Below are 22,539 nucleotides of genomic sequence, written 5' to 3' on the forward strand. Positions count from 1 at the left end.
CAGTGGCTAAACTCTACTTCCGTTACTCCGCAATGAACGCGGGTAAATCGACCGCAATGCTGCAGGTCGCCCATAACTACGAAGAGCAGGGCCAGACCGTGCGCCTGTTCACGGCCGGAATCGACGACCGCTACGGCGTCGGCAAGATCACCTCGCGCCTCGGCCTGCAGCGCGAGGTGGAAGTCTACGACGCCAATACCAACTTCCTCGAGATCATCGACAAGAAGGTGGCCTGCGTGCTGGTGGATGAGGCACAGTTCCTCTCCATCGCCCAGGTGCAGCAGCTGCACCAGCTGGCGCAGGTGAAAGGCATTCCCGTCATCAGCTACGGCCTGCGCACGGACTTCCGCGGTGAGCCTTTCCCCGGTTCGGTCTACCTGCTCGCGCTGGCGGACGACATCGAGGAGCTGAAGAACATCTGCACCTGCGGCAAAAAGGCGACCATGAATATCCGCGTGGACGAGCAGGGCCGCCGCATCCGCGAAGGCGAGCAGATTTCCATCGGCGGCAACGACCGCTACCGCCAGGCCTGCGGCCGCTGCTTCTACACCGGCTGATCCTCAGGCCTGCGGCAGCTTGCGGAAACCGACGGACAGCCGGTTCCAGCTGTTGATGGTGTTGATGGCCAGGGTCAGGTCCACCATTTCCTTGGGGCTGAACTGCTCCGCCAGTTCGGCGTAGGCTTCGTCCGGCGCGCGGGTCTGGGCGAGCAGCGTCAGCGCCTCGGTCCAGCCCAGCGCGGCGCGCTCGCGCGGCGTGAAGAATGGTGCTTCCTGCCACACGCAGACGGCGGCGATGCGCCGTTCCGTTTCCCCCGCCTTGCGCATGTCCGCCGTGTGCATGTCCACGCAGAAGGCGCAGCCATTGATCTGGGAAGCGCGCAGCTTCACCAGCTCCATGATGACCGGGTCGATGCCCAGTTTCCCCACCGCCGCCTCCAGGGCGAGCATGGCCTTCAGCGCGTCCGGCGAGGCGGTGTAGAAATCGATACGTTTGCTCATGGTGTTCTCCCGATGGTTGCTAGATGGCGGCCATTGTGGCGGAAGGCGCAGGCTCGGCGGGTAGCCAATTCCGTGCCTTTTCAGGAGTCCATCTGCTGCAGTACGGCGCGCACCCGCTCCAGCGCCGGAGGGATATCCAGCGTGTCGATGGCGCCGTAACCCATGACGAGGCCCTGCTGCGCGGCCGCGCCCGCATAGAATTTCTCCAGGCTGTAGAGCCCCACATCCATGCGCCGCGCCAGCCGGATCAGCTGCGGCATGTCCAGCTCGCGGCGGGCGAGGGCCGTGATGTGGAAGCCCGCGCTGGCCGGAACGGTTTCGAACCAGGGAGCCAGCGGGCCGGCGAAGCCCGCCAGCAGCGCCTCGCGCCGGGCCGCATACACGGCGCCCAGTTTGCGGATGTGCCGCAGAAGCGAGCCGTCCTCCATGAAGCGGGCCGCCGCATGCTGGATGAGCGTGGGGCCGTGCCAGTCGCTCAGGTTGCGCGCGATGGCAAGCGGCTCGGCCAGCGCCTCGGGCGCCACCATGTAGCCGATGCGCAGTTCGGGCATGAGCACCTTGGACAGGGTCCCCACGAATACCACCACACCGTCCCGGTCCATGCCCTGCAGCGAATCGGCCGGGCGGCCTTCGTAGCGGAATTCGCTGTCGTAGTCGTCCTCGATGATGACGGCGCCGCTCCGCGCGGCATGATCGAGCAGCTGGCGCTTGCGCGCCTCGCTCATCGCCATCCCCAGCGGGAACTGGTGGGCCGGGGTCACGTAGACAAGGCGGGCATCCTCAGGAATGCGCTCCACCACAATGCCTTCCGCGTCCACCGGCACCGGAGCCACCCGCGCCCTGTGGCTGCGGAAGAGCTGGCGTGCCGCCGGGTAGCAGGGGTCTTCCACGGCCACACAGGCGCCCGGTTCAAGCAGCACGCGCGCCAGCAGGTCCAGCGCCTGCTGCGCGCCATTGGTGACGATGACGCGGGATGGGTCGCCCGCCACGCCGCGCGAATAGGCCGCATGGCTGGCAATGGTGCGGCGCAGCTCGGGCAGGCCCGCGCTGTCCGCGTAGCGGCTGCGGTGGACGCGTTCCGCGCGCAGGGCGGCGTTCACGGCGCGGCGCCAGTCGTCTTCCGGGAAATGCTGGGCGGCCGGGCTGCCGCCGATGAAGTCGTAGCGGGCGCGCGCTTCGTCCACCACCTTGCGCAGGGGGTTGTCGTACTCGCGCCACGCCGCCAGCGCCGCATTGGCGGCCAGCAGGGCCGGAGACGGGGGCTTCCCTGCCTGCGCAGCAGGGGCGTTGACAAAGGAACCACGCCCGGCCTGGCCCAGCACCAGCCTTTCATAGCCGAGCCGCCGGTAGGCTTCCTCCACGGGCTTGCGCGAGATGCCCAGCTGTTCGGCCAGCAGGCGGGAGGGCGGCAGCTGCTGGCCGTGCGCCAGCCGTCCGCTCTGGATGGCCTGGCTGATCTGGCGGTAGACCTGTTCCGCCAGCCCGCGTCGGCCTTCGATAATGAGGTGCAGTTCCATGAGCGGGCATCTTAACTCATCGATAAGTCTTGAGCATGGCAGGCAAAGCGGGTAGATTGGCGCAAATCTCGCCGCAAGGAGCAAGGGAGTAATGTCCATCACCTGCAGCACCCTCGCGCCGCACTGGCTCTGCATCCACCGCGACCTGCTGCTTTACTTGGCTCCTTCCGCCGCACTGGCCCTGCTGATCCGCTATCTCTCCCGGCGTTATGCCATTTTCCACGTCTTTACCCTGGCGGGCACCATCTGCCACGAGCTGGCCCACCTGCTGGCCGGGCTGCTCACGGGGGCGCGGCCCGCATCCTTCACGGTCATTCCGCGCCGTTCGGGGCGGGGCTGGGAGCTGGGATCGGTGGTCCTGACCCGGGTGCGCTGGTATAACGCCGCCCCGGCGGCCTTGGCGCCCCTGCTTATCCTGGGGATTCCCCTGGCCGTCGCCCACTGGCGGACCGCTCCCGGCTGGCGCTTCGAACCCGCCGACCTGGGCCTGGCTTTCCTGCTGGCGCCCCAGATGCTGTCATTCTGGCCATCCGCCGTGGACTGGCGCATCGCCGCCCGGTCCTGGCCGGTCCTGATGCTTGCCCTTTTGGCATGGGGCGCCGTTTTAATGTGGCCTTAAGGCAGCTACGGGAAACTAGCTGCAACAGACTGGCTGCGCGGGCCATTTCATCAGGTAGAATAAGGCGCAGTGCAGTATTCAATCACTCATCAGTTCGGAGCAAATGCCGATGAAGAAGCAAATGTTGGCCGCCATGTCCCTGGCAATCCTGTCCGCCTACGCGGGCGCCGCCCAGGCCGACAAGGCAACAGACGTCCAGCTCAAGCCCGCTGCCCAGCAGACGCAGGCCGCGCTGTGGGCGTCGCGCGTGCTGTCGCGTTATCACTACAAGGCCACGCCGCTCGACGACGCGATGTCGGAGAAGATCTTCGACCGCTATTTCAAGACCCTCGATGCGGACAAGCTGTTCTTCACCCAGGCCGACGTCGACCAGTTTGCTCCCTTCAAGACCAAGCTCGATGACGCCATCGCCGGCGAGAACCTGCAGCCGGCGTTCGCCATCTACAATCTCTACCAGCAGCGCTTCAACGAGCGCATGGCCTATGCCCGCGAACTGCTGAAGACCAAATTCGACTTCACGGTGGACGAGAGCTACCAGTTCGACCGCGAGAAGGCCGACTGGGCCAAGAACGAGGCCGAAGTGAAGGAACTGTGGCGCAAGCGCGTGAAGAACGACTGGCTGCGCCTGAAGCTTGCCGGCAAGGACGAGAAGTCCATCCGTGAAACGCTGGACAAGCGCTACGAGAACTACGTCACCCGTTCGCGCAAGCTGAATAATGAAGACGTGTTCCAGTACTTCATGAACGCCTATGCCATGTCGATCGAGCCGCACACCAACTACCTGGGCCCGCGCGCTTCGGAGAACTTCGACATCGCCATGCGCCTGTCGCTGGAAGGCATTGGCGCCGTGCTGCAGACGCGCGACGAATATACCGTGATCCGCGAGATCGTTCCCGGCAGCCCGGCCGCATTGTCCGGCAAGCTGAAGGTGGGCGACAAGATCGTGGCCGTGGCCCAGGGCGATAACGGGGCCCCGACGGACGTGCTGGGCTGGCGCATCGACGATGTGGTGGCCCTGATCCGCGGCGCCAAGGATTCGACTGTGCGCGTGCAGGTGCTGAGCGCCGACGCAGGCCCGGACGCCAAGCCCTTCAGCGTATCCATGGTGCGCAAGAAGATCACCATGGAAGAGCAGTCGGCCAAGAAGTCCATCATGGAAGTGCGCGATGGCGCCGTGAAGCGCCGCATCGGCGTGATTTCGCTGCCCACCTTCTACCAGGACTTCGAAGCCCGCCGCCGCGGCGACAAGGACTTCAAGAGCGCGACCCGCGACGTGGCGCGCCTGCTCGGCGAGCTGAAAAAGGAAAAGGTGGACAACGTCCTGATCGACCTGCGCAACAACGGCGGCGGCTCGCTGACCGAGGCGGTGGAGCTGACCGGCCTGTTCATCGACCGCGGTCCCGTGGTCCAGCAGCGCAACGGCGAGGGCCGCGTGGAAGTGGAGAACGACACCGTGGCCGGCCTGGCATGGGATGGTCCGGTGGGTGTGCTGATCAACCGCGGTTCGGCTTCCGCCTCCGAGATTTTCGCGGCGGCCATCCAGGATTACGGCCGTGGCCTCATCATCGGCGAGCCGAGCTTCGGCAAGGGCACCGTGCAGACCCTCATCAGCCTGGACCGCTTCGGCCAGAACGACAAGGCGCGCCTGGGCGAACTGAAGATGACCATTGCCCAGTTCTTCCGCATCAACGGCGGCACCACCCAGCTGCGCGGCGTGACGCCGGATATCAAGCTGCCGTCCATTGCCGACGCGGAGAACTTCGGCGAGTCGAGCTACGACAACGCGCTGCCGTACACGGTGGTGAAGCCTGCCGTGTACATCCCGGCGGGCGAGGTGAAAGACATCGTGCCCCTGCTGGACAAGAAGCATGAGGCGCGCGTGTCCAAGGACAAGGACTTCCAGTACCTCGTGGAGGACATCGCCTACGTGAAGAAGCAGCGCAAGGACAACCTGGTCTCCCTCAACGAGGCGGCGCGCCGCAAGGATCGCGACACCCAGGAAGCCCGCGCCAAGCTGCGCGAAGCGCGCCTGAACGCCGGTCCTTCGCCGGACGACCCCATCGTTGTCCCCGATCCGAAGGATGCGCTGAACAGGGCGATCAGCGCCAAGCCAAGCAGCCAGAAATCGGCGGCCAAGGCAACGCCTGTGAAAGGCGCCAGCCGCACCGACGACGGCCTGCAGGCGGACGAGCGCTCCCTGAGCGCCGAGCTGGATGCGGAGAAGGCCGCGAAGAACGCGAAGGATGTGCTGCTGAACGAAGCCGTGCATATCCTGGCCGACGAAGTGGGCCTGCTGAAGACCGACACCCGTCTGGCCTCGCGCGTGCTGCCGTACGCCGCCGACAAGTAATACGACAGAACCTTAGGAGGGTAGGAGAGGGCCGCAAGGCCCTTTTCTTTTACCCGTTCATGGATGGTAGTTGTTCCGCGGCAACATATACGCTTGCGTTATATCTAGTATCACTACAATAAAGTGGCGCGATATGGCGCGACGCAGCATAATTGCACCTGTCTCCTCTATTCTCCTCCAAGGAAATAGACTTCAGCCCGCTACCCAGTAGCGGGCTTTTTTTTTGTCCCGTGGCGGCCGCGATCGGTTAAGCTGTCGGCTGGGTTTGAGATAGCAAAGAGACAATTGAAACGAAAGCTTACTATTGCGGCCCTGGCGGCCGCAGGCTTGCTGGGCGCCTCAGCCTGGTACTTCATGAGCCAGCAGACCGGCCTGCCAGGCCGTTCTCCCCTGGCGGTCATCCAGCGCGCCGTCGGCAAGACGCCCGCCTACTGGACCGCCCGCACCACCACCGTCAGCGGGGACGGCGTCCAGGGCGTGGCGGACGGCCCCGCAGCGCAGGCCCGCTGGTCCGATCCCTATGGCATTGTTGCGGATGCGAAGGGCACTATCTATGTCGCCGACGGTGGAGATGCAAACCGGATTCGTAAAATTACTACGCAAGGCGAGGTATTGACCCTCGCTGGCGGCAAGGAAGGCTTCGCGGACGGCCAGGGCGCCGCCGCATCCTTCAACACCCCGTCCGGCCTCGCCATCGACAGGCAGGGCAATCTCTACGTGGCCGACACGGCCAACCACGCCATCCGCAAGGTCACACCGGAAGGCGCGGTCGCCACCCTGGCGGGCAACGGCCAGCCAGGTTATGCGGACGGGCAGGGCGCCGAGGCGCGCTTCAACGGCCCGGTCGGCATTGCGGTGGACGGCAAGGGCAATGTCTTCGTGGCCGACACCTACAACGACTGCATCCGCATGATCGATGCGCAGGGAATGGTCACCACCTACGCAGGCAACGGCAAACCGGGCGACGCGGATGGTCCCGCGAAGAGCGCGCAGCTGGATACGCCGACCGCGCTGGCCGTGGCGGCGGACGGCTCGCTGTATATCGCCGACACCTTCAACGACAAGATCCGCAAGGTCGACAGCGCAGGCATGCTCTCCACTGTGGCAGCGCCGCCCGAGGCGGAACGCAGGCCCAAGCTGCGCCGTCCCACGGCCTTAGCGCTGACGCGCGACGGGCATCTCTACATCTCCACCGGTTCGGGCGGGCGCATCCTGCACATGACGCCGGACGGCCAGTACCACCCGCTGGAAGACGCCGACCGTCCGCCAGGCGTGGGCAGCGACGGCACCGTGCAGCTGTTTGCGCCGCGCGGCCTCGCCCTGCAGGAGGACGGCAGCCTGCTCGCCAGCGACGGCATGGCTTTCCGCCTGCACCGTCTTGCTCCGCCGCGCAAGGGCGAGGCCGCGCCTGCCCAGGCATCCATCGCGCCCATCCCCCAGCGCAAGGCGCCCATGCTCTGGCCCGTGAAACCGCAGGATGCGCCGCATGAAGTGGTGGGCCTGATGGGCGAAGTGCGCGGCAGCTTCGATGGCGAGAACCGCGACCACTTCCATGCAGGGCTGGACGTGCAGGCGCCGGTGGGCGACACCGTGTTGGCCGTGGAAGCAACCAAGGTCACCGACCCCCTGCCCAACTGGGGCTTCGGCACGCTGAGCGAAGGCATCAGCATCGGTAATATGTCCTACATTCATATGCGCGTGGGCCGGGCGGGGCGCGACAAGCCCCTGGGCAGCCAGTTCCAGCTCCTGCGCGGAGAGAAGAACAAGTCTTACCGCGTGCGCGTGCAGCGCGGCGCGCGCTTCGAAGTGGGTGATGCCCTGGGCACCATCAACGGCATGGCGCACGTCCACCTCGACTACTTCCCTGCAGGTGGCGTGATCAATCCGCTCAAGCTTCCCTTCATCGGCCTGCGCGACACCATAGCGCCGACGGTGCGCAGCGTCGTGCTGTTCGACGCGCAGGGGAAACGGCTGCCCGGCAAGCGCGGCCAGCCGGTGCATGTGCCGCGCGCTTTGCAGGAGGTGAGCATCGTCGCCGACATCTTCGACCAGATGGACGACAACCTCGCGCGCCGCCGCCTTGGCATCTACCGCCTGGGCTATCAGCTCCTGAAGGAAGACGGCAAGCCCGCGCCGGGCTTCGAGCAGCCCGTGATCACCCAGGTCTACGACCGGCTGCCGCGCAACCGCGAGGCGGTGAAGCTGGTGTATGCGCCGAGCAGCGGCATTACGGTCTACGGCAGCAAGAGCACGCAGTTCGCCTACGCCGTCAACAACACGCTGGAGGGAGGCCAGGCCTTGCCTGGCATGTGGAATATCGGCGGCATCGAGCCGGGCGCTTACACGCTCCGGATCTTCGCCGCCGACTTTGCGGGCAATGTCGCGACCCAGGGCCGCGACCTGCCCATCGTGATCGAGTAGGGCTTACTGCACGAAGGTCGTGCGCTTGCCCGTCACGAAGCGTTCGGAAGGGTTGCCGTAGACGGTGATCTTGCCCGAGCCGTTCGTGCTGCTGCGCACCGTGGAAGACACGGCGACCACGATATCGCCCGAGCCGTTGGTGGTCAGGTCGGCGCGCTCGCTGCGCAGGCCGGAGAGGCGTGCATCGCCGGAGCCGTTCACGCTCACGTCCAGGTTGCGCACCTCGCCGGCGGCGCTGAGATTGCCGGAGCCATGGACGCGCGCCATCAGCTGCTCGCCATGCACATTCCCCAGGCTGATGCGGCCGGAGCCATGCAGGGCGAGGCGGGTGGTGCCAGCGTCCAGCGCATCCGCCACCAGGCTGCCGGAGCCGTTGTTGCGCGCATCCAGCTGGTCGACGCGGCCGCGCAATTCCGTGCGCCCGGAGCCGTTGTGCTCCACGCTCAGGGGGCCGCCATTCAGGCCATTGACCGTGGCGCGCGAAATGCCGCTGGTCTCCAGCTTCGTCAGCCGCGGCGTGGTGTAGCGCACGCGCAGGGGCTGGGCGCTGCGCAGCTCCTGGTCCACCACAATGCGCATGTTCCCCCCCGAGACTTCGGTGCGTACCAGCGGCAGCAGGTTGCTGTCGCCTTCAATCTGCAGGGAGGCCACGGGGCCCACCTGAACCTCCACATCCATGTCGATCCGGCGGCGGCTTTCCACTTCCAGGCCGGTGGTGCCCGCGGCGATGCGGGTTTCGCTGCCCATGCTGCCGTTACCCTGAACGGCGGAGGAAGACCAGCTGTAGGTCTTGCCGTTCTCCGGCACGACGATGACGCAGCCGCCCAGGGCGAGGGCCAATACAGCAGCGGAAATGTGAGAGAGGCGCATGATATCCCTTGTTATTGGTTGTTCGATGCTGGAATGATAAGCATGCACCCCGCCGCGCACATGCGGCGTGCGACGAACGGTTGTTTTCGCAGGATGAGCTGCGCTTTCCTGCGCAAATCGCATTTGTCCCGGAACGTTCTGCGGTACAATCGTTTGGAACGATCGTGCTTTTTTGAGGCGGCGAGCCAAGGAGAGAATATGGACCTGAACTATTCGGCCGAGGATGAAGCCTTCCGCGCGCAGGTGCGGACCTTCCTCGCGGAGAATCTGCCCGCGGACCTGCAGGAAAAGGTGCGCGGGCACCTCCGCCTGGCGAAAGAGGATTACGTGCGCTGGCACAAGATCGTGGCGAAGCAGGGCTGGGCCGCGCCCGCGTGGCCGGCCGAATACGGCGGGCCGGGATGGAACGCCGTGCAGCGCCACATCTGGGAGGACGAATGCGCCCGCGCGGGCACGCCGCCCATCTTGCCTTTCGGCGTCAATATGGTGGCGCCGGTCATCATGGCTTTCGGGAACGAGGCGCAGAAAGCGCACTACCTGCCGCGCATCCTGAACTGCGACGACTGGTGGTGCCAGGGCTATTCCGAGCCCGGCTCCGGCTCCGACCTTGCCTCGCTCAAGACCACCGCCGTGCGCGACGGCGAACACTATATCGTCAACGGCCAAAAGACCTGGACAACGCTCGGCCAGCATGCGGACATGATCTTCTGCCTGGTGCGCACCGACCCTTCGGTGCGCAAGCAGGAGGGCATCTCCTTCCTGCTGATCGACATGAAATCCCCGGGCGTCACGGTGAGGCCAATCATCATGCTCGACGAAGAGCATGAGGTGAACGAGGTGTTCTTCGACAACGTGAAGGTGCCGGTGCAGAACCTGATCGGCCAGGAAAACAAGGGCTGGACCTACGCCAAATACCTGCTGGGCCACGAGCGTACGGGCATCGCCGCGGTGGGCCGCTCCAAGCGCGAGCTTCTGTTCCTGAAGAGGCTCGCCCTGCGCCAGCAGAAGGACGGCAAGCCCCTGCTCGACGATCCGGCCTTCGCGGCCAAGGTGGCGAACATCGAGATCGAGTTGATGGCGCTGGAGGTCACGGTGCTGCGCACCATCGCGCAGGAGCATCAGGCGCCCGGCCCGCAGGCCTCCGTACTCAAGGTGCGCGGCTCCGAGATCCAGCAGATGCTTGCGGAATTGATGGTCGAAGCCCTCGGCCCGGCAGCGCTGCCTTTCGATCCGGCCTACCTGGAAGGCGAGAGCGAGCACGCGGCGGGCGGAGACGCGGAAGCGGCCCCGCTCGCGGCTTATTACTTCAACCTCCGCAAGACCTCCATCTACGGCGGATCGAACGAAATCCAGAAGAACATCATCGCCCAGATGATCCTGGGCCTGTAAGGGGAGCAGCATGGACTTTGACTTCAAGGAAGAACAGCAGCAGTTCGCCGACGCCCTGCGCCGCTGGATCGACAAGGACTACAGCTTCGAAGCACGCCGCAAGATCGTCCATTCCGGCGCAGGCGTATCCGAACAGGCCTGGCAGACCCTCGTGGACTTGGGCATGACGGCCTTACCGGTGCCGGAAGCCCAGGGCGGTTTCAACGGCTCGGCGGTGGACATGCTGGTGGTGATGCAGGAACTGGGGCGCGGCCTCGTAGTGGAACCATACTTTGCCACGGTGCTGGGCGCGCACTTCCTGGCGCTGGCGGGAGGGCAGGAGGAACTGCTGGAGAAAGTGGCGGCGGGCGGGCTGAAACTGGCCTGTGCGCTCAACGAACCGCATGCGCGCCATGCGCTGAACGATATCGTGGTACGCGCCACCGGCAGCGGCAAGGATTTCGCCCTGAGCGGCATGAAGAGCGCAGTCATTCATGGCGCCCAGGCAGGCGCCCTGATTGTCTCGGCGCGCACGGGCGGCGATCAGCATGATACTGACGGCATCTCGCTCTTCCTGGTCGATGCCGACACCTCGGGGCTCGTCATCAAGGATTGCCGCACCCTGGACGGACAGCGTGTGGCCAGCATCACCTTCGACCACGCGCCTGCAACGCTGCTTGGAAGCGAAGGCCAGGGCTGGCCTTTGCTGGAAGCGGGCGCGGACTATGGCGCCACGCTGCTGTGCGCCGAAGCCGTCGGCGCCATGGACGCGCTCTTCGCCGCCACCCTCGAATACCTGAAGACGCGCAAGCAGTTCGGAACGCCCATCGGCAGCTTCCAGGCCTTGCAGCACCGCATGGCGGACATGTTCATCCACCTGGAACAGGCGCGCTCGATGGCCATGCTCGCCGCGGCGAAGGTCGCCTCGCCGGATGCAGAAGAGCGCCGCCGCGTGGTCTCCGCCGCGAAGGCGCGCGTGGGGCAAGCCGCCACCTTCATCGGCCAGCAGGCGGTGCAGCTACACGGCGGCATGGGCGTCACGGACGAACTGGCCGCCGCCCACCACTTCAAGCGCCTGACCATGATCGGGCTGACCCTGGGCGACGCCCAGCACCATCTGGAGCGCTTCGCCGCGCAGCCAGGCTTCCGCGAGGCCGCATGAACAAACGCACCATTTCAGGATTGACAGAACTGGCCGCGCTGGCGGGGCAGGAAGTGGCCATGTCCGGCTGGATCGAGGTGCCCCAGACGCGCATCGACAGCTTCGCCGACGCGACGGACGATCACCAATGGATTCATGTGGACGAAGAGCGGGCGGCTCAGGAATCGCCGTTCGGCGGCACCGTGGCCCACGGCTTCCTCACGCTCGCGCTGCTGCCTGCCATGCTGCAGAACGCCCTGAAGTTCGAGAACGTGAAAATGGTGCTGAATTATGGCCTGAACAAGGTGCGCTTCCCCGCGCCGCTGCTGGCGGGCAGCCGCGTGCGCGGCAGGCTCGCCGTGCTCGCCTTCAGCGAAGTGGAGGGCGGCGCTCAGGTTGTGTGGATGGTGACGATGGAGTCGGCAGACGGCGGCAAGCCAGTCTGCGTCGCCGAATTCGTCATGCGCGGCTATCCCTAGCCGCTAGTTGGGAATGTTCGCCGCCAGCCTGGTCCACACGGCATCGCCGATGTCCTTGCGGCCGTCGGGGGCGCGGAAGGAGAGGAAGAAGACTTCGTTCTTCACGCCTGTCGCCATGTACATGAAGTAGGCTGGCTGGCCTGTGGTGCCGCTGATCATGGAGAGCAGCACTGCGGGATTCTTCCCGTCCTTGAACTGCTTGACCTGGATGTTGGTGGCGGAGCCTTTCAGCTTGTTCAGCGAGCCCGGGTCGTCGATGCCGTAGAACACGCGGTGGCGCGCGTCGTAGGTGACGTTGGTGGCGGTTGAGCCGTACATGTAGCCGTTCCGGCTCGGCAGCTTTTCGGCGGTAGCGGTGGCGGCGTCTTCCGGCCGCATCCAGTAGGAATAGCCAATCCGTTTCACCTTGGCCTGCGCGTACTCCACCGGCACCGGAACGTTCAGCGGAATCTGCACCGGCAGCCGGCCTTGCATGAACTGGTTCACTGGCACATTGCGCGTCTGCACAGGCTCCGCGGGCGCGGCCCACACCGTAGCGCTGGCGGCCAGGCTGGCCGCAAGGAAAATCGATTTCATTCAAAACTCCTGATGGGTTGCGGGCTATCCATAGCTCGCAATGCGGTAGCGGTTACGGCCGCTTTCCTTGGCTTCGTAAAGCAGCGTATCGGCCGCGCGCACCAGCTGCGCGGACGTGTTGTCTGCGCCCGGCTGCATGCAGACCACACCCATGCTGATGGTGACATGGTCGCTGGTGGGCGAGTTGCGGTGCGGGAGGGCCAGCGTTGCCACTTCCTCCAGCAGCCGCCTGGCCACGGTTTCGGCTCCCGAGGCGTCGACCTGGGGCAGCAGCAGGGCGAATTCTTCGCCGCCGTAGCGGGCCAGCATGTCGTGCGGGCGCTGGGCGCAGCGCTGCATGGCGGCCGCCACCTGCTGCAGGCAGGAGTCGCCTGCCTGGTGGCCGTAGCTGTCGTTATACAGCTTGAAGTGGTCGATATCGATCAGGACCAGGGACAGGGGCGTGCCGGCGCGCATGCAGCTGCGCCACTCGCTGTCCAGGGTGTCGCTGAAGCTGCGCCGGTTCGAAACGCCGGTCAGGGAGTCGGTAAGACTCAGCTCGCGCATGGCGTCGGCCTGGCGCTTGAGGGTGAGCTGGGTGCGTACCCTCGCCTTCACCACGGCCACGTTGAAGGGCTTGGAAATGAAGTCCATGGCGCCCGCTTCGAGGGCGCGCGTTTCGTCTTCGGGATTGGAGAGCGCGGTCACGAAGATGACCGGTATCGAGCTCAGTTCGGCCGAGGCGCGCAGGGCGGCGCATACTTCGAAGCCGTCCATGCCGGGCATCACGGCATCGAGAAGGATGAGGTCCGGGCGCTGGTTGCGCGCCAGCTCCAGCGCCTTGACGCCATCCAGCGCGAACAGCACGTCGTGTTCGTCGCCCAGCACATGGTGCAGGATCTGGATGTTCTCCATTGCGTCGTCGACGATCAGGATACGGCCATTGGCGGCCAGGTCGGTCCAGCTCATTCAGTCATCATCCGTTTTAGCAGCTCGTTGACCTGCTGTGCCGCGGCCGGGAAATCCAGGGTCTCGATGGCACGCGCCAGGGCGGGCAGGGCGCCGCCCCCTTCTTCCTCCAGCGCCGGGCGCAGGGACTGGAAATGGGACAGCGCCTTCAGGTTGTTATTTGCAAGTAAGGATACCAGTTCTTGCAGAGATTGCACCAGATTGGCGCGCTGGGCCGGCTCCGCCTCGCCCGCGCGCTGCAGCGGCAGGGGCAGGGCGCGGGCGCCTTCCGTCACCACGGCAATAGCCTGGTCCAGGGCCTTGAGCAGGGATGCCAGGGCCGCTTCGTCGTGTTCCCCGATGGCCGCTTCGGCGCGCGCTGCCAGCCCGGCGACCTCCATCGCCCCCAGGTTGGCGGCCACGCCGCGCAGGCGGTGCAGGGTGATCACCGCCTGCCCCCGGTCGTGGCATGCCAGGCATTCGCGCACCTCGCTCACGGCGCCGCCCTGGGAGTTCTCGAAGCGCTTGAGCAGGCCCACGAAGGCTGGATAGTTGCCCGCCATGCGGTTCAGGGCGGTTTCCAGTTCGATGCCGGGCACCCGTTCCGGGCGTTCCGGCGCCTGGCTTTGCGCCTGCTGGGCGGAGTCCTGCGCCAGCGATGGCACCAGCTTCACCAGCACGGCGATCAGCTCCTCGACATCGATCGGCTTTGCCAGATGGGCATCCACGCCTGCCGCCATGGCGCGCTCCCGGTCTTCTTCCATCGCATTGGCCGTCATGGCGGCGATGGGCAACGCCGTCAGGCCCATGGCCCGGATGGCGGCCGTGGCTTCGAAGCCGTTCATGACGGGCATCTGCAGGTCCATCAGCACCACGTCGCAGCGCGCGGGGTGCTCGCGCAGCATGTCGACGGCCATCTGGCCGTTCTCCGCGATCTCGACGCGGGCGCCCGAGTGGAGCAGGATATAGCGCGCCATTTCCTGGTTGATCTCGTTGTCTTCCACCAGCAGCACGCGCAGGCCGGGCAGGCGGCCGGAGAGCTGGGTGGATACCGGCGCCTCGCCTGGCTGGCCGCTGCCGCTGAGGGCGCGGAGGACGATCTGGGCCAGGCGCGACGGCGTCCAGGGCTTGGCCAGGACCGCGGCGATCTCCAGACCCTCCGCCAGCTGGAGCAGGTCTTCCGCTGCGGTTTCGGAGGCCATGACGATGGCGGGCGGGAAGGGCAGGCGCGCCTCGCTGCGGGCCTGCGTCAGCATGCTGACGCCGTCCAGTTCCGGCATGGCGCTGTCGATCAGCAGCAGGTCGAGCCGCTGGCCTTCGTTTTCCAGCTGGCGCAGCATGCCAAGCGCTTCGGCGCCGCTCGCTGCCATACGCAGCTGCCAGTTCCAGGCGCGGCCCGCCCCGGCCAGCGCCTGGCGCGCGCTGGCATTGTCGTCCACGATCAGCACCCGCAGGCCCTGCAGGCTCTCTGCGGCGGCGCTGTCCTCCTGCGCGCCCAGGGCCAGCGGCACCGCGAGGTGGAAGCTGGAGCCCACGCCCGGCTGGCTGTGGACCGTGATCTCGCCGCCCATCAGGTCCGTCAGGCGCTTGCTGATGGAGAGGCCCAGGCCCGCGCCGCCGTAGCGGCGGCTGGTGCTGGTGTCGCCCTGCGAGAAAGCCTCGAACATATGTTCCTGCTGCTCGGGGGTGATGCCGATGCCGGTGTCGCGTACCGTGAAGCCGAGCCAGATGCAGCCGCTTTCCTCGCGCAGCCTGCGCACCGTGAGCACCACCTCGCCCTGTTCGGTGAATTTGACCGCATTGCCCAGGAGGTTGATGAGGATCTGCTGCAGCCGCATGGCATCGCCTTCGAGTTCCGCGGGGAGGGCAGGGTCGACGTCGAACACCGGTTCCAGCCCTTTCTCCCATGCCGCATCGGCCGTCAGCACGGCGGCGCTGGCGAGAATATGATCCAGCTTGAAGGCGGCATGCTCCAGCGTGAGCTGGCCGGCTTCGATGCGGGAGAAGTCCAGCACGTCGTTGACCAGGCCCAGGAGGGACTGGGTGGCCAGCTGGATCTTGGTGAGGTAGCTGCGCTCGCGCCGCTCCAGCGGCGCTTCCTCCAGCAGGCGCGCGAGGCCGATGATGACGTTCATCGGCGTGCGTATCTCGTGGCTCATATTGGCCACGAACTCGCTTTTCGCGCGGCTGGCCGCTTCCGCCCGGTCGCGCGCCCGCACCAGCGCCTCGTTCGTTTCGTGTACGCGCAGTTCGCTGCGTTTGAGTTCCGTCACGTCCGAAGCCAGCATGTAGCAGCCGCGCAGGGCGCCGTTCTCGTCGAGGTCCGGTAGATAGTTGATCCACAGATATAGCGTTTCGCCGCCCGCCAGCTGCACCTCGCGCGCGAAATTCTGCGGCCTGCCCGCCTGCACACCCTCGATCCGGGGCATGAGATGGTTCAGGCGTGCCGGGTCGATCAGCTGGCTGGCATGCATGCCTACCGTGTCCTCCAGCGGCCTGCCGAGCCAGTTGAGGAAGAACTTGTTGGCGAAGCGGCAGACCAGGTCCTTGTCCCAGTAGGCCACCATGCCGGGCAGGTTGTCCGTGACCGTGCGCAGGAAGGTATTGCTGCGGGCCAGCTGCAGCGAAGTCTGGCGCAGTGCCTCGTCTGCCCGCTTGCGCTCGGTGATATCGATGGCCATCCCAAGGATGTGGGTGGGCGCCCCGCTTTCGTCGCGCAGGGCCACCTTGCGGGTGGTAAGGATATGCACGACGCGGTCGGCGCTGGTCAGCTCCTCGTCCTGCAGCTCGATGGTTTCATGGGAGGCTTCCGCCTGGCGGTCGCCCGCGGTGAAGCGTTCCGCTTCTGCCGGGGGGAAGAGTTCCGTATCCGCCATTCCCAGCATGTCGCCGCGCGGACGGCCCAGCACCCGTTCGAACTCGCGGTTCACCATCTCGTAGCGCAGGTCGCCGGCGCGCTTCACGAAGATCAGGGCAGGCATGTTCTCGACCACGGAGCGGAACAGCTGGCGCGACTGGCGCAGCGCGGCCTCCGTCTGCTTCTGTGCCGTGACGTCCAGCAGCAGGCCCGTGATGCCGACCAGCCTGCCATCGGTGAACACGGGATAGTAGCCGGTGATGTAGTGGTTGACGCGGCCCGGCCAGGCGGGAGAGGTGCCGCTCAATTCGATATTGGCGATGGGCTGGCCGGTCTTCAGCACCTGCTCGTAGGCCAGGCGCACGTCGTGGCGCACCTTGTCGTCCTGAATCAGCTCGCCGAAACTGCGGCCGATGTGGGCGCTGACCGGCGCCGCGTTCACGGCGGCCAGGTATTCGTTGATCATCACCACCTTCAGGTCCGGATCGACGAAGCTCAGGCCGACGGGCGCCGTGGCGTACACGTTTTCCAGCAGGGCCTTGGAATCCGCCAGCTGCGCGGTGCGCTCGGCCACCAGGGCCTCCAGTTCGTGGCGATGGCGCATGATGTCCACCTCCACCTGCAGCAGCGCCTCCCCCACTTCGCGCGCTTCGCGGAAGGTCATTTCCTCCAGCTTCAGGGGCGTTCCCGCCGCCAGCGCCCGGGCGGGACCGCTCAGGGCGCGCACCGAACGGCCGATGCTGCCGCCCACCGACCAGGCCAACAGGAAGCCCACGCCCAGCAGCACGAGGATGCCCGCCGAAATGAGGGAGGCGAACTTGCGCAGGCCGCCGATCACGGTGCTCTCGGGAACCGCTACGACGACGGTCCAGCCGCTGTCCGGGGCCTTGCGGTAGCTGCCCACCATGCGCACGCCATCCAGGGTGATGGCGCCTCCTTTGCCTTGTTCGGTGTCGCCGATAAAGTCCAGCAGGGCGCCGTCGGCGGCGCCCCCCGGCGCCAGCGTGCCGCTGCTGGCGACCACCTTGCCGCTGGCATCGAGCAGCGTCACGGAGATCTGCTGCGGCAGTTCCAGGTCGGCCAGCAGGCGGCGCAGCGCTGCAGGCTGGAACAGCACGCTGACGACATAGGCGGGTTTGCCGTCCAGGATGACGGGCACGTCGATGGCGAACAGGGGCTGGTGGGAAAGCGAGCCGACGAACAGGTCGGACAGGCGCGGCTTTCCGCCCTCCAGGGCCAGCTTCAGCCGGGCCGCGTTGGCGGGATGGGGCAAGGGCTGTCCCTCGGCAATGGAGGGGTTGGCCAGCTGCTGGCCATCCGGCGCGTGCAGGGCGATCTGGTAGCCGGGAAAATCGGCGTCCATCTGGTCGGCAGCCTGGGCGCGGAAGGCGGCGAAGTCGCCCTGTTTCAGGCTGGGCGAACTGGCGAGGGTTTGGGCAATGGCTTTCCCGATGCGCAGGTCGCGTTCCACGGCGGCGGCAAGGGTGCGCGCCATGCGCTGGGCCTCGGCGCTGGCCTGGTTGTGTTCGAGATGGTAGAAGTGCAGGATCAGCAGGCCCAGGCCGAACAGGGCGGGCAGGGCGCAGGCCAGCACGAGCAAGGCGATCTGCGACCGGATCGACGGTAAGGGGTCCCAGGCCTTCTCGTGCACGTCTTGCTCCGAAAGTGAATGCCGGGCCATGATAGCCCAGCCGCGCCTGGCGCGAAAGCTCAGAAGAAGATGGCGGTGCGGGTGATGATGGTGCCGTTGTTCGTGTACGGCCCGCTGGCCCGCACCGCGCCGCTGTCGGGCTTGCCGTCATCGAGCTTTTCGTCCAGCTGCTGGGCGTAGGTGTCCGGCAGGTTGTCGAAACGGATGCCGTTGCCGCCCCGCCCGCCCACCACATCGTTGAAGATGTAAACGGCGCCGCCATGCGCGCTGGTCATGAAGTCGGTGGTGCCGTTGAAGGAGCCGGTGATCAGGCCCGCGAGGGCAAGATGTTGGGGGGCAAGTTGATACTCAGCAATCTGCCCATCGCCGTTGCCGTTGCCGGTGGCGCCGGGCACATGGGTGGTGGCAAGGGGGTCGTCGCCGGGCAGGGCGCGATAGCGGTCCTGGTAGGCATTCACGGCGGCCTGCAGGGAGGTGGCCTGCTGGATGATGTTCTTGATCTTGGCGTTGTCGATGAGGCTTTGCCCCTTCAGCACGCCCCCCAGGAGCAGGCCGATGATGACCAGAACGATGGCGATTTCTACCAGGGTGAAGCCGGCCTGACGGGACATGGACGCTCCTTGTTTGTTAGTACGTATCTTACAAGCCCGGCCGGAATTGCGCAGGGCCAAGTTTAACCGTGCGCAGCCTCAGGGCAGCCGCCCCGCCGCCACCATGCGGTTGTAAAGGATATTCGGCGAGAGCCAGACCACGATGTCGTCGTAGGCGCCGCCGGGCGTGCGCCCGCTGTCGCTCGGGTCGCGGCTGATAAAGGCCGTTCCCAGGGGAGCGAGATTGGCCTTTTCGTCGATATTGCCCTGGCCAGCGTCCGCCACGCGCAAGCCTGTGTCGCCGTAGGCGCCGTAGCCGTTGCGCCCGTGCGAAAGGATCACGGCGGGGATGTCGTTGTCCGCGCTGGCCTGCACCAGGGCGCCGGGCGCGTCGCGGGTGGCGATGGTGATGTCGCGCGGCGTGTTGAGGCGGAAGACCACGGCGCTGTCGCTGAAGGCAGGCGTCACGCTGTACAGGTACAGGCGTCCCCACGCATCCAGCCTTTGCACACCAAGCGTGGCCCAGGGCAGGAAGCCGATGCGGCGCTCGTTGGTGCAGCGTTCCCCGCTGCGGTCTTCCAGGCCATTGCTGGCGGAGATGGCGGGGCAGGGCAGGTAGCCGTTGCGCACGGCGAAACCGGCAAGCGCCTCGCGCGCCTCCTCCATAGCCTTGCGCGTATCGGCGGCCCGCCGCTGCTCCAGCTGAACGCCGAGCGGCGTAATCAGCCCCCCCACCAGCAGGCCGACGATGACCAGCACGATGGAGATTTCGACCAGCGTAAAGCCATTGGCGTATTTCTTCATATTGTGGGTTCAGGGCAGCGTGCGCGCCGCCGCCATCCTTTCATAAAGCAGCTCGAGGGGCACCGCCACCAGCATGTCGTCGAAGGGGCCGCCCGGCGCGGCGCCGTCCTCGCTGCGGCTACGCTGGAAGAATTCGACGGAGCCTTCGTCGTTCAACAGTTCATCCCGGTTGTTCAGCACCGCGTTGGCCAGGCGCAGGCCCGCCACGGAAGTGCCCACGTTGTCCCGTCCCTGCGAAAAGACAACGGCGGGCGCGCACTGGGCCGCCAGCGTGCATTCATCCTGCCCCACGAGGTATTGCAGGCGCCCCTGGCCGCTGCGGGTGAGCACGCGTTTGGTGGCGACGGTGGACAGGCGCTGGACCGGCAGCACCGTGTACAGCGGCGTCACGCTGTAGCGCAGCACCTTGCCCCAGCTGTCCGCGCCGTCCACGCCCAGCGTGGTCCACGGCAGGAAGCCCGTGCAGCTCTCTTCGTCCGTGCAGGGCTCGGCGCGTTCGCGCCCATCCAGCGCGGACACGGCGGGCCGCGGCAGGCGGCCGTTGGTGGCCGCATAGCCCACCAGCGCCTCCCTGGCCTGCGCCAGCCGCGCCAGGGTGCGCTGCTCGCGCAGGGCTTCGATCCCGCTGCGGCTGAACACCCCGATCAGCACGGAGGACAGGGCCAGCCCCGCCACCGCAAGCAGCAGCAGGAGGGCCGCGCCGCGCTGGCGGGCAGGCCTAGCGCTGCGCTTCGCCGATGGCGCCCGTGGCGGGATCATAGCTTTGGCCCGGTTTCATGATGACCTTGCGGCCCGAGAGGTCGAGCGGCACGCTCTGGCCGCGCGCGGAGGGCGCGGCCTCCTGCGGCTCGTTGTTGACCCAGACGATGGTCTTGCCGTTGCTGCGCCGGAGCACGCCGTTCAGCTGCAAGGGCTCGGGCGGGGGCGGCGGGGGCGCGGCCTGCGCCATGGGCGGCGGCGGTGGAGGCGGCGCGGGCGCTGCCACAGCGGCCTGCATCGACGAATTGCCGCCCAGGAGGGCCGCAGGGTCCGCGCTGCTGCGCTGCTGGTCGAGCTGGTTGCGCTCCACCGGGGTCGTGAACAGGCGGCCCATGGTGATGATCGTGGTCTGGGCCGAGGCGGGCGCGATCGCGCAGGCGGCGGCAAGCAGCATCCATCTCATGGCCGCGCTCCCCGAGCTGGAGGCTGGCGGGTGAGGGTGAGCCAGTTCAGCACGCAGTCTGCCGTGAGCGAGGGCGCCAGCGGCGCGTTGCCCGCGCTGGCGGTGCGCCGCAGCTCGCAGCCCTGCACTGCGAAGACGCCGCGCTGGCGCAGGTCGGTGAGGAAGTAGAGCAGGTCCAGTTCGTGCAGCAGGTCCATATGCAGGGCCATGCGGCTGCCGCGCAGCTGGTAGTCGCCCGTGGCCAGCCTGCCTTCCACGCGGTAGGGCTGCTGCGGCTCGATCTCGTAGGTGAGCGGCAGCAGGCGGCGCTGCTCCTGGATCTGGCGGATCGCCTCGACCCAGGCCAGGCGGTTCTCGCTGCCGACGAAGCCCAGGCGCTGCAAGGTGAGGAACTGCGGCTGGTAAAGGCGGATCTCCTGCTTTTCGGACTCCGCCTGCACGAAGTTCTGCTGCGCCAGGTTGCGCAGGTGCTGCTGGTAGGACTCGCGGTCGCGCGCCGCCTGAAGGTGCCAGTGCGTGGCGAAGACGCAGGCAATGGCGATGCCCGCCGTTCCGGCAAAGGTGACGGCGGCCGTCCGGATCAGCGGGAACTCGCGTATCCAGTAGGGTAGGGGCAGGCGGCGGCGCGGCGCCTTCTTTTTCGGTCCTGGGCTCATGGGTTGTACACCATATTCAGGGTGAAGCGGGCCCGGTTCTCGCCGCCCGCCGTGCTGGCGCCTGCCCGGCCGCTCAGGCGGACGTTGGAGCGCACGTCCACCGGCAGCTGCTCGATCTCCACCGTCATGCGCGGCACGCGCGCCAGCGTCTGGGCGAAGGCGTTCATGTTGTCCAGCACCGCGCGGTAGTCGTCCTGTGCCGCCAGCACTTCGGCCTCGATCCTGAGCGACTGGGCGGGGGCGCGCGGAATGCCCAGGGCGAGGGTGGACGTGGGACCTGCCTGCACCGGGGCGCCTGCGGCGGGGCCCGGGCCGAGGGCCACCTGCTGCGCGCCGGGCACCAGGGCGCGCCATTCGAGCTGGCGCAGGCGGATCTGGGGCGAGCGCTCCAGTGCTTCGCTCAGCACGCCCGTCATGTGCAGGGGCCATGGGCCGTGCTGCGCCACCAGCCGCTCGATCAGCACGGCGGCCTTCATATTGGCCGTCTTCTCGATGGCGGGAGGCATGCTGGACATGCTGCGCTTGTAGCTCGCCGTGTAATGCGCCGCTTCCGCCTCCAGCTTTTCCGTGCTGCGCGCAGCCACCGCATAGCCCGCGATATTGGCTATGGTCCAGATGATGCCCGCCGCGCCGATCACCGCGCTCGAAGCGAAGAGCGAAATGCGGGCGCGCCACAGGCCGTAGTAGCGGAACTTCTCCCGCAGCCGGTAGTGGCTGGACGGCGGATTGCGGCCCAGGATCTGGATCACCAGGCTGTCCGCCAGTTCCGGAATGTGGTCCAGGTGGACGGCGGCGGCGGCAGCTTCCATGGGCACGAAGTGGTAGCGCAGGTCCTCGCGGTCGCCGCACTGGTTCAGCAGGATGTCCAGCGCCGGCGGGGGCGTGACGACGGCCACGTGCAGCAGGTCTTCCCGCTCCACGAGGCGAATGCTGGCCAGGAACTGCTGCGTGCGCGCCGTTTCCGCGTCCACGCTGCCCCAGCCCGCGCCCTGCACGAGGCGGGAGAACTTGAGCTGCCCTTCGTGGAAATAGCTTTGCCGGATGCCCGCCGACTGCACCGTGACCAGCAGCAGATGCTCCTGGTGCAGGGCCAGCCGGTCCGGCAGCACGGTGCTGAGGAGCGTGGCGGAATACACGCCCGCCAGCGGCGCCCGCACGGCTTCCAGCGCGTCGATCCAGGGCGTGAGCAGGGACGGGTTGGTCAGGCCGCTGAAGAGGACGATATCGTCTTCCCGCCCCTCCGTGACACGGCCCTGGATGACCGCCACGCGGAAGGGCGTGTCGCGGTAGTGGTTGGTAATGCGCCGCTCCATCATCTTGCGGCCCGGCCTTCCGCGCACATGGGGCAGCAGCAGGCGGGCAAAGTCTTCTTCCACCACGTCCGCGATCATGTAGATAGGGCGGTTGAGGCGTTCGCGCATATGCTCCATGAAGGCTTCCACGCCTTCGCGCGTGGCCGGGAAGGTGGCGAGCGCGGTGATCTCGTTGCCCTGCCATTGGCAGGCCTGGATCTGCTCGGTGCTGACGTAGAGGATCTGTTTGGGCAGCAT

At 66.8% G+C, this 22,539-nt stretch carries 19 protein-coding genes; 7 read left to right on the forward strand and 12 right to left on the reverse strand.

Annotation, left to right across the window (positions count from 1 at the left end; translation table 11 throughout):
• The first annotated feature begins 2 nt into the window (after positions 1-2).
• On the forward strand, positions 3-557 hold the full coding sequence (locus LSQ66_RS07720) for a thymidine kinase (protein WP_231769207.1): 555 nt from the start codon (positions 3-5) through the stop codon (positions 555-557).
• Positions 558-560: 3 nt separating this feature from the next.
• On the opposite strand, the gene LSQ66_RS07725 is transcribed toward LSQ66_RS07720, so the two are convergent.
• Positions 561-1,001 (reverse strand): carboxymuconolactone decarboxylase family protein, encoded by a 441-nt coding sequence (locus tag LSQ66_RS07725; RefSeq protein WP_231769208.1) that lies wholly within the window; start codon positions 999-1,001, stop codon positions 561-563.
• An 80-nt stretch (positions 1,002-1,081) separates the two neighbouring features.
• Entirely contained in the window at positions 1,082-2,518 is a 1,437-nt protein-coding gene (gene pdxR, locus LSQ66_RS07730) for a MocR-like pyridoxine biosynthesis transcription factor PdxR (protein WP_231769209.1), read from the reverse strand.
• Positions 2,519-2,609: 91 nt separating this feature from the next.
• Here pdxR and LSQ66_RS07735 point away from each other — a divergent pair, with 91 nt between their 5' ends.
• The 3 genes from LSQ66_RS07735 (at position 2,610) to LSQ66_RS07745 (ending at position 7,908) form a co-directional block, all read left to right on the forward strand.
• Positions 2,610-3,137 (forward strand): hypothetical protein, encoded by a 528-nt coding sequence (locus LSQ66_RS07735; RefSeq protein ID WP_231769210.1) that lies wholly within the window; start codon positions 2,610-2,612, stop codon positions 3,135-3,137.
• Between the two features lie 109 nt (positions 3,138-3,246).
• Positions 3,247-5,487: a carboxy terminal-processing peptidase gene (locus LSQ66_RS07740; RefSeq protein WP_231769211.1), complete on the forward strand. Its 2,241-nt coding sequence runs from the start codon at positions 3,247-3,249 to the stop codon at positions 5,485-5,487.
• Between the two features lie 285 nt (positions 5,488-5,772).
• The gene (locus tag LSQ66_RS07745) at positions 5,773-7,908 is read left to right on the forward strand and encodes an NHL repeat-containing protein (protein WP_231769212.1); all 2,136 of its coding nucleotides are present in this window, start codon (positions 5,773-5,775) and stop codon (positions 7,906-7,908) included.
• A 3-nt stretch (positions 7,909-7,911) separates the two neighbouring features.
• Here LSQ66_RS07745 and LSQ66_RS07750 read toward each other — a convergent pair whose 3' ends face one another.
• Positions 7,912-8,778, reverse strand: coding sequence for a head GIN domain-containing protein (locus LSQ66_RS07750; protein WP_231769213.1), 867 nt, complete (start codon positions 8,776-8,778; stop codon positions 7,912-7,914).
• A gap of 198 nt (positions 8,779-8,976) precedes the next feature.
• Here LSQ66_RS07750 and LSQ66_RS07755 point away from each other — a divergent pair, with 198 nt between their 5' ends.
• The 3 genes from LSQ66_RS07755 to LSQ66_RS07765 are packed head-to-tail and all read left to right on the forward strand — an operon-like array spanning position 8,977 to position 11,766.
• A complete protein-coding gene (locus tag LSQ66_RS07755) occupies positions 8,977-10,167 on the forward strand; it encodes an acyl-CoA dehydrogenase family protein (RefSeq protein ID WP_231769214.1) in 1,191 nt (396 codons plus the stop codon).
• A 10-nt stretch (positions 10,168-10,177) separates the two neighbouring features.
• Positions 10,178-11,308 (forward strand): acyl-CoA dehydrogenase family protein, encoded by a 1,131-nt coding sequence (locus LSQ66_RS07760; RefSeq protein WP_231769215.1) that lies wholly within the window; start codon positions 10,178-10,180, stop codon positions 11,306-11,308.
• Complete coding sequence (locus LSQ66_RS07765; RefSeq protein WP_231769216.1) at positions 11,305-11,766, forward strand: MaoC family dehydratase; 462 nt, start codon at positions 11,305-11,307, stop codon at positions 11,764-11,766. The genes LSQ66_RS07760 and LSQ66_RS07765 overlap by 4 nt, the downstream gene beginning before the upstream one ends.
• Positions 11,767-11,769: 3 nt before the next feature.
• Here the strand turns inward: LSQ66_RS07765 and LSQ66_RS07770 are convergent, their stop codons facing one another.
• The 9 genes from LSQ66_RS07770 to LSQ66_RS07810 all read right to left on the reverse strand — a co-directional run bounded on the left by LSQ66_RS07770 (position 11,770) and on the right by LSQ66_RS07810 (position 22,539).
• Positions 11,770-12,342, reverse strand: a complete 573-nt coding sequence (locus LSQ66_RS07770) for a hypothetical protein (protein WP_231769217.1) — start codon at positions 12,340-12,342, stop codon at positions 11,770-11,772.
• Positions 12,343-12,366: 24 nt separating this feature from the next.
• Entirely contained in the window at positions 12,367-13,290 is a 924-nt protein-coding gene (locus LSQ66_RS07775; protein WP_231769218.1) for a diguanylate cyclase domain-containing protein, read from the reverse strand.
• Entirely contained in the window at positions 13,287-17,777 is a 4,491-nt protein-coding gene (locus LSQ66_RS07780) for a PAS domain-containing protein (protein ID WP_231769219.1), read from the reverse strand. Before LSQ66_RS07780 ends, LSQ66_RS07775 begins: the two co-directional genes overlap by 4 nt.
• Before the next feature lie 59 nt (positions 17,778-17,836).
• Positions 17,837-18,388: a prepilin-type N-terminal cleavage/methylation domain-containing protein gene (locus LSQ66_RS07785; protein ID WP_231769220.1), complete on the reverse strand. Its 552-nt coding sequence runs from the start codon at positions 18,386-18,388 to the stop codon at positions 17,837-17,839.
• A gap of 78 nt (positions 18,389-18,466) precedes the next feature.
• Positions 18,467-19,171: a prepilin-type N-terminal cleavage/methylation domain-containing protein gene (locus LSQ66_RS07790; protein ID WP_231769221.1), complete on the reverse strand. Its 705-nt coding sequence runs from the start codon at positions 19,169-19,171 to the stop codon at positions 18,467-18,469.
• A 9-nt stretch (positions 19,172-19,180) separates the two neighbouring features.
• On the reverse strand, positions 19,181-19,930 hold the full coding sequence (locus LSQ66_RS07795; RefSeq protein ID WP_231769222.1) for a hypothetical protein: 750 nt from the start codon (positions 19,928-19,930) through the stop codon (positions 19,181-19,183).
• Positions 19,890-20,333 carry a hypothetical protein gene (locus LSQ66_RS07800; RefSeq protein WP_231769223.1) on the reverse strand — a complete coding sequence of 148 codons (444 nt, stop codon included), beginning with the start codon at positions 20,331-20,333 and terminating at the stop codon, positions 19,890-19,892. Before LSQ66_RS07800 ends, LSQ66_RS07795 begins: the two co-directional genes overlap by 41 nt.
• Complete coding sequence (locus tag LSQ66_RS07805; RefSeq protein ID WP_231769224.1) at positions 20,330-20,989, reverse strand: hypothetical protein; 660 nt, start codon at positions 20,987-20,989, stop codon at positions 20,330-20,332. Before LSQ66_RS07805 ends, LSQ66_RS07800 begins: the two co-directional genes overlap by 4 nt.
• Positions 20,986-22,539 (reverse strand): hypothetical protein, encoded by a 1,554-nt coding sequence (locus LSQ66_RS07810; protein WP_231769225.1) that lies wholly within the window; start codon positions 22,537-22,539, stop codon positions 20,986-20,988. The genes LSQ66_RS07805 and LSQ66_RS07810 overlap by 4 nt, the downstream gene beginning before the upstream one ends.

This window comes from Massilia endophytica (genome assembly GCF_021165955.1).
Classification (GTDB): domain Bacteria; phylum Pseudomonadota; class Gammaproteobacteria; order Burkholderiales; family Burkholderiaceae_D; genus Rugamonas; species Rugamonas endophytica.